The sequence below is a fragment of the Plectonema cf. radiosum LEGE 06105 genome (genome assembly GCF_015207665.1).
Classification (GTDB): Bacteria; Cyanobacteriota; Cyanobacteriia; order Cyanobacteriales; family Nostocaceae; genus Rivularia; species Rivularia radiosa_A.
This window is the reverse complement of record NZ_JADEWL010000225.1, coordinates 1-6,960: the sequence shown is the minus strand read 5'-3', so window position 1 is coordinate 6,960 and position 6,960 is coordinate 1. Positions and strand designations below refer to the sequence as shown.

General features: G+C 33.3%; 7 protein-coding genes. 5 read left to right on the top strand and 2 right to left on the bottom strand.

Going from position 1 to position 6,960, the window contains the following annotated elements; all coding sequences use genetic code 11:
• Positions 1–37 precede the first annotated feature (37 nt).
• Together IQ247_RS30725 and IQ247_RS30720 are read right to left on the bottom strand one after the other, a co-directional pair.
• Positions 38–274, bottom strand: coding sequence for a DNA-directed RNA polymerase subunit omega (locus IQ247_RS30725; protein WP_193925827.1), 237 nt, complete (start codon positions 272–274; stop codon positions 38–40).
• 142 nt (positions 275–416) lie between these two features.
• Positions 417–1,403 (bottom strand): hypothetical protein, encoded by a 987-nt coding sequence (locus IQ247_RS30720; RefSeq protein WP_193925825.1) that lies wholly within the window; start codon positions 1,401–1,403, stop codon positions 417–419.
• Between the two features lie 363 nt (positions 1,404–1,766).
• Here IQ247_RS30720 and IQ247_RS30715 point away from each other — a divergent pair, with 363 nt between their 5' ends.
• The 5 genes from IQ247_RS30715 to IQ247_RS30695 all read left to right on the top strand — a co-directional run.
• Entirely contained in the window at positions 1,767–3,023 is a 1,257-nt protein-coding gene (locus IQ247_RS30715; protein ID WP_193925823.1) for an AAA family ATPase, read from the top strand.
• On the top strand, positions 3,020–3,661 hold the full coding sequence (locus tag IQ247_RS30710) for a retron system putative HNH endonuclease (protein ID WP_193925821.1): 642 nt from the start codon (positions 3,020–3,022) through the stop codon (positions 3,659–3,661). The genes IQ247_RS30715 and IQ247_RS30710 overlap by 4 nt, the downstream gene beginning before the upstream one ends.
• Positions 3,662–3,874: 213 nt before the next feature.
• Positions 3,875–4,354, top strand: coding sequence for a GNAT family N-acetyltransferase (locus IQ247_RS30705; RefSeq protein ID WP_193925819.1), 480 nt, complete (start codon positions 3,875–3,877; stop codon positions 4,352–4,354).
• A gap of 323 nt (positions 4,355–4,677) precedes the next feature.
• Positions 4,678–5,793 carry a potassium channel family protein gene (locus IQ247_RS30700; protein WP_193925818.1) on the top strand — a complete coding sequence of 372 codons (1,116 nt, stop codon included), beginning with the start codon at positions 4,678–4,680 and terminating at the stop codon, positions 5,791–5,793.
• 92 nt (positions 5,794–5,885) lie between these two features.
• Positions 5,886–6,960, top strand: a 1,075-nt coding sequence (locus IQ247_RS30695; RefSeq protein WP_193925815.1) for a potassium channel family protein, incomplete at its 3' end; no start/stop codon positions are given.

Genomic DNA, 6,960 nt, shown 5'->3' with positions numbered 1-6,960 from the left:
CTCCTAACCTTATACCCCATCTATTGATGCTTTGATGTTACAATTCGCCGATGATTTCTGGTTGAGTTAATTCGTCGGACATTTCAATAATTGAGCGTAATACAGGCTTCATTAATACATCTTCGGTATTATCAAAATCTTCGTAACGACGACGTTTAGCTCGATTCGCCACTTGAACTGTAATCCGGTAACGGTTAGAAGCCGCGTTAATTAAATCCTCAGCACGGTGCATAATTTGAGATTGAGTTGTCTCGAATTTAGAACGCTTTAGCATAATTACTAGTTCAAAAGGTCAATCATTAGTTTAACAAGGGTTAGAAGCAGATGGGGGGAATTTAGATCGGGAATAGGGAATAATTCTATAGCTTAGTGGTAATTATATAAATAATTTTGCTTGACTAGTTATCCTCGATTCCCTATTTTCTTTTCAAAATTATCATCTCGGTACCGACTACTGGATTCCGCGCTAATATTTTACTTTTTACATCAGTAATTTCTAGGTGAGTAAAATCTAATTCTTGCGAACGTTGCCAGATTTCAGCAGCAAGTTTGTCTTGTTGTTTTTTATCTAAAGAGTACCAATCGTTACTAATTTTAATCATAAGATTACTGTCTAAAAAATTGACTTGAATTGATTGGATGATTCCTGAAAAAGTGCGATTAGCAGAGCTAAACCCCTTTGGGGTAACGCTAATTTCGGCAATTTGATTTTGAATGGCTGCAATTAAGGTTTCTTCGGGTGTTAGTGGTGTAGGGGTTGTTTCTAATTCTTGTTGTTGCGGTTCTATTAATGGGGTTTGTTGTGGTTGCTCTTGTTGTTCTACTGTTGCTGTAATTTCTTGTTCGGGTGGTAAGTCAGGTGTTTGTTGTGGTTGCTCTTGTTGTTCTACTGTTGCTGTAATTTCTTGTTCGGGTGGTAAGTCAGGTGTTTGTTGTGGTTGCTCTTGTTGTTCTACTGTTGATGGAATTTCTTGTTCGGGTGGTAAGGAAGCTGTTTCTTCCGATTGGGGATTAGTAATAGATACTACTGGATTTGTTTCCGTATTTGGAGGAACGATCGCGATTTGTGGAGGTTTGCTAGCGGAAAGGTTTGAAGTTATCAAAAATACCATTATTGTGATTCCACTGATAATTCCTGTCAAAGCTGTATCTGACAATTTTGCAGAAAATTGTGCTGGTAAGAACAGTCGAATTTTTGCTAAAATTCCGCTCCATCCCTGTTGAAGTTTCTGCAAAAAACCTGGTTTGTCTTCACTACTGGGTGGAGTTTGGGTTTCTAATTTGACTGCTGTAGTTTCTAATACACCAATCGTTGCTCGTAAAACTTTAATCAATGACGCTTTCCAAAATGGGGGATTTTTTGGAGGTGAAGATGGTTGAATATCTTGGTTTTCTTGTGACATAAAATCCTAAAACACAGCTTATCTAAGTGAAATGGGGTATAAATTCGGATATGGATTGTTAATCGCAGTTTTAATTTATCATTTGATGTTATTTGGTCAAGTTTTTTCTCGGTTATTTGTTACTTAAATACACCATTGATTTATCTTGCAATATTTTGTCTTCTAGACTACAAGATTTAACCTTTTATTATTAATTAAATTATTTGTTCTTAACTAGATTCATCTTTGCTGATTTATTTAATTTTTGATTAGTTTTATAGAACACGGTTTTCATGCCTATGAAAATAAAATCAAGCTATCGTTATTAATAACTACTTATTATTTTTAGTACACAAGACCAAGTATTTTAACTTAGCTTAAAGCATGAAAATCAAGCGTATTGAGATGCAGTCATTTCGTGGAATCGGCAATATGACGCTGGAATTCCAGGAAAAGGAACCGAATGTATTTATTGGTATTAATGGGGTTGGTAAATCGAGTATTCTAGAATGTTTGGCTATTCTTTTATCCCGTTATACAAAACCAGTTCAGTTTCCTACAACTTCGGGAAGATTATTTCAAGAAGAGGATATTTCTAACGGAAGTGAAGAGACTTGTAATAAGATTACAGTTTCAACTTTTGAAGGTGAGAAAACTTGGTGTTTAGCCAAGATGCAAAAGAAGCGTAGTAAAACGACTGGTAATGATTTAGGTGAATTACGCGAATTAGTTGAAACAACTCACGAGCAGTTAAAAAATAATCCGGGATTTAACTTACCTGTAATCGTTCATTATGGTGTGAACCGTGCTGTAATTGATATTCCTTTACGAGTTAGAAAAAAGCATTCCCTTGAGCGTGTAACAGCTTATGACCAAGCTTTAGACGGGGTACAAATTAATTTTAATAGCTTCTTCCAATGGTTTAGGAAATTGGAAGATTTAGAAAACGAACAAAAACTTGATGACTCGAATTTTGTTAACCATCAATTAGAAGCAGTTAGACAAGCAATTTATTCTTTAATTACGGGATTATCTAACTTGAGAATACGTCGTTCTCCCTTAAGAATGACCGTAAAAAAACAAGGTAGAGAACTGAATATTAATCAGTTATCTGATGGAGAAAAATGCTTATTGGCAATGGTGGGAGACTTAGCCAGAAGACTCGCGATCGCCAACCCCAGTCTTGATGATCCATTATTAGGTGAAGGTATCGTTTTAATCGATGAGATTGAACTACATTTACATCCTAGATGGCAAAGAGATATTATTCCAGCGTTGAAAAAAACATTTCCTAATTGTCAGTTTATTATCAGTACTCACTCACCGCAAGTAGTCAGTCATGTTCGTCCCGAAGGTGTTTTCATTCTTGAAAGAAATCAGGAAGAAGGACTAGTTGTCATGAGTGCGGAAGGTTCTTATGGAAGAGATAGTAATAGTATTTTAGAAGACTTAATGGAAGTTCCTGAAAGACCTCAAAAAATCAAGGATTGTTTGCAACAACTTTTCAGATTTATTGACGAAGGAAATTTAGAGAATGCCAAAGAATTACGTCAAGAATTAGCTGAAAAAATCGGTGCCGATGAACCGGAATTTGCACGAGCGGATGTATTAATTCGACGTAAGGAAATTCTTAACAAATGAAACATATTGAAAAAGGTTCAGAACCTAGTAGCTTGACTGCATATAACAAGAAAGTTTCCAGCACTACAAAGTGGAAAGCTTTCAATCGGAACGTCAAAAACGATGTCTACGAATCGATACTTCACGAACAAGGTTACATCTGTTGTTATTGCGGTATTCGTATTAGTAGAAAAAAATGTCATATCGAACATTATCGTCCCAAAAGTAAATACACACATTTGACATTTGCTTACACCAATTTAATTTCTTCTTGTCAGGGAGAAGACGAACAAAGACCAACCAAACCCGTGCATTGTGGACACAAAAAAGGTGGTTGGTTTGATGAAAAATTGATGATTTCACCATTAGATCCTAATTGCAGCAAATACTTTAGATACACTGGTGCGGGGGAAATTTTACCGACAGAAGATCCGAAACATCAAGAAGCAGCCGAAACTACAATTAAAATGTTAGCGCTAGATATTAATAAATTGAAAAAAATGCGTCGCAAAGTGGTTGATGGTGTTATAGAAGCCACTCAAGGGCTGTCAGAGAAAGAAATTAAAAAGCTAGCCGAAGCTTATTTAGAGAGAGATGAAACACAAAGTTATGTACCTTTTTGGGCAACAGTTTCCTATGTAATGCAACAATTTTATTAATGCTAATTAGCCCTAACTTAATCACAGAAGTTGGGTTTTTGCGATAAATATCTTTAATCTCACAAGAGAGTCATAAAAACCCGACTTCTTACCCGTATGTTCAACGATAATCATAGAAGTCGGGTTTTTACAATAAATATCTGTATTACCACAAGAGAGTCATAAAAACCCGACTTCTTGCCCCATTCCAAAATCTAAAATCCAAAATTGATTATGGCTGATATGTTGGTTAAACTATATACTCTACCTTCCTTAGAAACGGAAATAACCGCACAAGATAAGCAGGGTATAGTTATTAGACGTGCGATCGCGCCAGAAAAAAAAGTTATTCTCGCTTGGGTAGAGGAGCAATTTAATACACGTTGGATGAGTGAATGTGACGTTGCTTTTAAAAATTCACCTCCTAGTTGTTGGATTGCTGTGGAAAATCAGCAGATTATCGGCTTTGCTTGTTATGAATGCACTTGTAAGAACTTTTTTGGTCCTGTGGGTGTTAGTGAATCAGCAAGAGGACGTAAAGTTGGCAAAGCATTATCATTAGCTTGTCTGCACGATATGCGAGTGCAAGGATATGGTTATGCAATTATCGGTGGAGCGGGTGAAAGCGTCGCGGAATTTTATCAAAAAACTGTCGGTGCAACGATTATTGAAGATTCATCACCGGGAATTTATCGGGGAATGTTGCGGGAATGATTGATAGGGGTTGAGAAGTCGGGTTTTTATCTTATCTGTCATCAAAAATAATCATCATAAAAACCCGACTTCTTTATCGAATAATTTTGGCTTTTCTTCTTTCATCAATATCAATGTAAAAACTTTACTTTACAAAGATTAGTTAATCGTGAGATAAAACTGATGTTTGGTAAAAGTGGATTTTTTGGTGTGTAGTAATACGTCGTACTATCCTACACATATCAAGCTGAATATGTAATTTTCAAAAGTTTGAATGTTCTAGTTATATTTAATGTTTTGATTCTGTTTGAATTCTATAACTTTCTCCACCAAAAATCAACATTATGCAAAAACCACCAAAACAAAATCTAAATCGTTGGATAAAAAAGTGCTTAAAATTTTTTGAAAAAAAACAAATTATTTTTCAATTTATCATTATTTTCATTATCTTGATCATATTTTTTTGGTTGATTCCTTCAATAATATATCCAATTGAATTGCAGGAGCCTATCAACAATGATAATAAAAAAATTGAGGATTTTTGGGATGGTCTTTGGTGGACTATAACCACAATTACTACTGTTGGATATGGTGATAAATATCCTACAACTCCGACTGGGAAGTTAATTGCAGTAGTAGTTATGTTAGTTGGAACTGTCGCCTTAGAATTCTCAAGACTTTTAATTTTCAGTATTCTAATAGACAAAAAAATTCAAGGAAAAATTCAAGAAGCTTTAGGAATTGGTTCTTATGATGATGAGAATCATATTATTATATGTGAATATAATCATCGTATCAATCAAATTGTTAAAGAATTACGCAAGAATCCTGAGACTCGAAAAACACCAGTAGTTTTAATTGCTGATATTGAAAGAAATCCAATTAATGATGATAATTTTCATTTTATTAAAGGTCCAATAAATCCTGGGAATTTAAAAAAAGCAAATTTAACACAAGCAAAAACTGTCATTATTTTAGGAGACCATCAATTAAGTCCTGAAAACCGCGATTATAAAGCTATATTAGCTTGTTTCAATGTCAAAAAAATTAATAGTGAAGTTTATATAATTCTAGAAATTGCTGATGAAACACATCTCGAAACTTATAAGGGAGTTGCGAATGAAATGATTGTCAGCGGCAAATTATCTAGTCTTTTAATTTCTAACGCTGTAATTAATCATAATATTAGTGAAGTTATTTTTGATATATTAACTTACGAATACGGTTCTGAAATACAAAAAATCCGTGTTTCAAAAGACCAAGTTGACTCTCGTTTTATAGAAGTTTTTATGGATATAAAGCGAAATGAGCAAAAAACAGTTATTGCTATTGAAACAACAGTTATTGATGCTGAAAAAGTTGAAAGACGAGAAATAATAACTAATCCATCACCCAACTATAAGCTTAAGGCTGATGACTATTTAATAGTGATTGCTACCGAAATTAATTCTTCTAAGTAGAATATTAAGTAAAAGTTGATTTTATAAACTATATATCCTTAACAATTAAGATGTGATTATTTCCTAAAATTAGCATCACTAAATGACTTATTATGCGAAGTATTTTATTAAAGCCAAAACGTTGGATTAAGAAAACTTGGAAATTTTTAGAACGCGAAAACTTGATTCGTCCACTCTTGATTATTATCATTTTAATTATTATTATTTCTCCGATTATATTATTAGTTGAATCTAAATATAATCCTGAAAAAGAAACAATTAAAAGCCTAGAAGATGGTGTCTGGTGGACTATTACTACTATTACTACAGTTGGTTATGGTGATTTTTATCCTAAAACCCCTCTTGGTCGTTTAATTGCGACTATTGTTATGCTTGTGGGTATTAGTGTTTTAACTATTATAAACGCTTCTGTTGCCAGTATTTTAGTACAAAAAAAATTGAAAGAGGATTTGGGGATGTGTTCTTATAAGTTAGAAAAACATATTATTATCTGCGAATGGAATTATCGTTCCAAGCAAATTATTCAAGAATTACGCAAGCATTCTCAAACTAAAAAAGTACCAATAGTTTTAATTGCCGATATTGAAAGAAAACCACTTGATGATGATAATTTATATTTTATTAAAGGTTCTGTAGATGACGAAACTTTGCATAAAGCTAGGTTAGAAAAAGCAAAAACTGTAATTATTTTAGGCGACGAAAAATTAGATTATATAAATCGTGATGCTAAAGTTATATTATCTACTTTAACTGTAGAAAGTATTAACAAAAAGGCTTATACAATTGTAGAACTTTTAAATGAAATACATACTGCTACTTGTAAACGAGCTTATGCTGATGAAATAATTGTTAGTAGTAATTTAAATTGCAATCTTATTGTTAGTGCTGCTATCAATCATGGTATTAGTAATGTAGTTTCCGATATCTTAAATTATGGTGATGGTAGTCAACTTTATAAAATACCTGTACCTAAAGATGAAATTAATCGCTGTTTTATGGATGTTTTTATCCGGATGAAGCAAAATAATCAAAGTATTGTTATCGCTGTTCAACAAGGTAAAGAAGGAAAAGTTATTTCTAATCCTCCATCTGATTACAAACTAAAATATAATGACTATTTAATTGTGATTGCCAACCATAATCAATCTTATTTCTCTAGGTTGAAAG